Consider the following 3,265-nt stretch of genomic DNA (forward strand, 5'->3'; position numbering starts at 1 on the left):
ATAGCTAAATATCCTATTATCGGGATGATCGTTCGACCGATTCTGTCGCCCTGTACCCGGAGGTAAGACTTTCCGGGTTCTTAAAAAGCTGCAAGGCAGATCTCAGTGAATGGATGCAGCCAACTAAACAAGGACGTGCGATTGGCAGGGTGCTCTTTTTTGGTATTCATCCTGAGGGGCGCGTTTTAAGTTGGCTTGCTCCTCCCCATTCCAAAATTGCCAGTGAAGTTTTAGATACTCCGTCTGTTGAAATAACAAGCATATTTTCTCAGTTGCTTGATTCATCAAAGTCACAGTCAAGCAAATCATTATTGATTACTGAGTTGAGAAGGATTCATCAGTCCGGATATATCAGTGGAAAGAAGCTTGGTCAACATGGTCTATTGCAAAACTATAACGCTCCTAATAGTGGCGGCTATACTCTTGAGGCTGAGTTAGGAGTTATTTCTAATAGTTTTGCTGACCCCGACTTTCATGGTTGGGAAGTAAAACAGTTTGCAGTAAAGCGATTTGGCAGGTGTGCAAGCAAACCTCAGACTTTAATAACTCCTCAGCCTGATGGAGGAATTTATTTTGACAAAGGTATAACGTCGTTTATTAAGATTTATGGTTATAAAGATAAGAAAAGAGCAGATCGTTATAATTTTAATGGTCGTCATTTCTATAATGTCCGACAAAATAAAACAGGTTTGACGTTTATTATTGAGGGTTTTAATGATGAGACTGGCAAAATTGTCAATGTGGACGGCTATGTAGCTCTTATTGACAGTGCAGGAACTATTGCCGCCAGCTGGAGTTTTGCAAAGCTGCTTTGGCATTGGAAGAAAAAACATAATAAAGCCGTCTATATACAATGTCTCAAGGACAGGTCTGGTACTACTCCTGCCTATCATTATGGTAATGTGATTGAATTATATTCAGGCACCACCTTTGAACACTTTTTGAGAGCTATTGCACATCACCATATTTATTTGGATCCCGGAGCGAGAGTGAACGATATTTCGACAAAGCCTGCAGCTAAACACAGGTGCCAGTTCAGGGTCAAGCACGGGGACTTATCCATGTTGTATGAAGAAAAAGAAGAGGTCGATGTACTTTTACCTTTGCAAGGATTATGAGCATCCTCTGATTTCGACGAACTCATTGCCGACTAATATCCAGTTCTTGATCAAGTCTATGACTTGATCAAATGGCAATCGATCCTTGCCTTTGATAGAACACTCCCAAATTATTAAAACTCGCCAGCCCATAGTGCGAAGCAGCTCAAGGTTTGACATATCTCGGGCTCGATTACCTTCTATTTTTTTTTGCCAAAATTCTGGTCTCGTTGAAGGCCACTTGAAAAGGTGGCAATCATGCCCATGCCAGAAACAGCCATTAACCAAGATCACAGCTTTATATTTTGGCAGTAATATATCAGGTTTTGCTGGAAGTTCTCCTGCATGCAGTCGATAGCGAAAACCCTCCGAATGAAGGGCTTTGCGAATTAATATTTCCGGTTTTGTGTTTTTGTCCTTAATCCCAGACATCATTTTACTTCTGGTTTCAGGACTGACTATATCCATGACTGTATTTTCAAGCTCCTTCTGATTCCAATAACGGCTGCTGAATAAGGGGTTCATATAGAACATTTTTTTTCTTTCTGGATTTATTTTTTTGCCTGGCTGCAACTATCCGATCTTTCATCAATCGAGCTACCGCCGAAAAAACAGGAACTACAACAGAGTTACCAAACTGTTTGTAGGCTTGAGTATCAGAAACAGGGATTTTAAATGTTGCTTCGCCGGGCTGCTCAAAACCCATCAATCTGGCACACTCCCTTGGCGTTAATCTTCGAGGCCGATTTGCCTGATTGGTTTCATCCCGGAAATTTGTTATTCCCAGCTGTTTGTTCCAGCCACGATCTACCAAAATTTCAGACCCATCCTTGTGATAACGGGCTGACAAAGTACGTGCTACTGCGCTTGGCTGCGTTGGGTCAACCAGCCCATAGCCAAATCCATTGCCTTTGGCCTGGTGCTTTTTCGCATACTCGTAGAGGTATTCCCACAAGCGTGGGGTAAGAATGTATTTCTCATCCACTTCTGCATCCAGTAAGTCTGAGAATTGTAGTCGCTGTTTTGGAAACTCTCTTTTAATATCCTTTAAAGTGAACCCTTCATGCACATTGAGGTCTTTGCGAAAACCAACGAGAACAATTCGTTCCCGGTGTTGTGGGACAAAGTGTTGACCATCAATAATTTTAGGGTCTTTAGGGGTCATATTTTCCATATCAGCAACCCAGTAACCCAGCTCTTCAAGAGTTTCTGTGATAATTTTAAATGTATTTCCCTTGTCGTGACTTTTCAGGTTCTTCACATTTTCAAGAACAAACGCAGATGGTCGTTTAACTTCAATGATTCGGGCGACATCGAAAAACAGTGTCCCCTGTGTCTTGCACTCAAAACCATGAGCACGGCCCAGGGCATTTTTCTTTGAAACACCAGCCAGAGAGAACGGCTGACAGGGAAAACCAGCCAGTAACACATCATGATCTGGTACGTGCTTATCTACATAGGTAGTTACCCATTTCTCCATTACTGGATGTGATGCACTGAGTGTGACTTCCCGAATATCGGAGTTGAATATGTGTTTGTCAGGATCACTGTAATAGTTGGCCTTATAGGTCTGAACGGCGTACTTGTTCCACTCGCTGGTGAACACACACTCACCGCCAATCGCTTCAAACCCTTTGCGTATCCCACCAATACCAGCAAATAAATCTATAAACTGGAACTCCGGTATCTTCCCGGGGTTGTTTTTTGGCAACAGGCCAGTCAATAAGTGGCGTTGCTCCTCAGTGAGGCTTGGCACTTTGTCAGACTTGAACCACGCGCTTACTTCACAGTGGTGCTTGTATCCAAGTGTTTGGGCAACTTTCTGTTTACCCCAAATCTCAACAGTCTGTGCTAACAAATCTTTATCGGTGAGGCTCATGTAGGCAAGGGTCATGGCTGGGTAAAATAAGTGTTTTACAATCACACAGATGACCCAGAGCCGCAAGAAAAACTTGTGGTTATTTATACAGTACAATGCTTCGCTATTCCCAAGGAAAAAAACCAATTATAGCTGTTGAACCAGAAGTCATTTTTTGAGCCAGGCGTTATTTTTCTTTACCGACCGGGAATTGTATTATTGTTGCCGGTGTTGTCTCCTTATTGCTGTAAGTACAATAAGTAGTTAACCAAATGAAATCATATTTTCTGACTAAGTGGCCAGTCACTCT

At 42.3% G+C, this 3,265-nt stretch carries 3 protein-coding genes; 1 reads left to right on the forward strand and 2 read right to left on the reverse strand.

Annotated features, from left to right (window positions below; translation table 11 throughout):
- The first annotated feature begins 113 nt into the window (after nucleotides 1-113).
- Nucleotides 114-1,118, forward strand: coding sequence for an MvaI/BcnI restriction endonuclease family protein (locus KDK14_RS06105; RefSeq protein ID WP_257264129.1), 1,005 nt, complete (start codon nucleotides 114-116; stop codon nucleotides 1,116-1,118).
- On the opposite strand, the gene KDK14_RS06110 is transcribed toward KDK14_RS06105, so the two are convergent.
- Nucleotides 1,113-1,631 carry a very short patch repair endonuclease gene (locus KDK14_RS06110; protein ID WP_257264130.1) on the reverse strand — a complete coding sequence of 173 codons (519 nt, stop codon included), beginning with the start codon at nucleotides 1,629-1,631 and terminating at the stop codon, nucleotides 1,113-1,115. The genes KDK14_RS06105 and KDK14_RS06110 overlap by 6 nt on opposite strands.
- Complete coding sequence (gene dcm, locus KDK14_RS06115) at nucleotides 1,576-3,021, reverse strand: DNA (cytosine-5-)-methyltransferase (protein WP_373691038.1); 1,446 nt, start codon at nucleotides 3,019-3,021, stop codon at nucleotides 1,576-1,578. Before dcm ends, KDK14_RS06110 begins: the two co-directional genes overlap by 56 nt.
- Between the last annotated feature and the right edge of the window lie 244 nt (nucleotides 3,022-3,265).

Source organism: Endozoicomonas sp. ONNA2, from assembly GCF_024606365.1.
Classification (GTDB): Bacteria; Pseudomonadota; Gammaproteobacteria; order Pseudomonadales; family Endozoicomonadaceae; genus Endozoicomonas.

Bases quoted from the DNA above. Each gene is read 5' to 3' on its own strand.
- KDK14_RS06105 (WP_257264129.1), top strand. From the start codon at position 114: ATGCAGCCAACTAAACAAGGACGTGCGATTGGCAGGGTGCTCTTTTTT.
- KDK14_RS06110 (WP_257264130.1), bottom strand. From the start codon at position 1,631: ATGTTCTATATGAACCCCTTATTCAGCAGCCGTTATTGGAATCAGAAG.